1 protein-coding gene is annotated in these 277 nt (G+C 54.2%); it reads right to left on the minus strand.

What is annotated here, in order from left to right:
• Nucleotides 1-208, minus strand: a 208-nt coding sequence (locus tag SB658_RS23560) for a hypothetical protein (RefSeq protein ID WP_410602716.1), incomplete at its 3' end; no start/stop codon positions are given.
• Nucleotides 209-277 lie beyond the last annotated feature (69 nt).

The raw sequence follows: 277 nt of genomic DNA on the forward strand, positions 1-277 counted from the left end.
GTGGGGACAGTACAGTTACCAATTTTAATACCTCGTTTGCAGGCGCAACGTCGATTTCCGTGCGATCCGGTGCCAGTGCTACATTTGAGCTTTCCGGCTCGCGGCAGTCGACGGATCCGAACGATGCGCTTTGGTTCCGAGGGCCGACTACAATAGATATCGATGGCGGGTCACTAACGTTTGACCGCAGCCATGTGCAGGTTGGCAATGGCACGACCACTATCCGAAATGGTGGCAGATTGACAGCCACGGGGGCGGATAGTTATTTGATTTTGCC

Origin of the sequence: Bacillus sp. SIMBA_008, assembly GCF_046535495.1 — a bacterium.
GTDB classification, from domain to species: Bacteria; Bacillota; Bacilli; order Bacillales; family Bacillaceae; genus Bacillus; species Bacillus subtilis.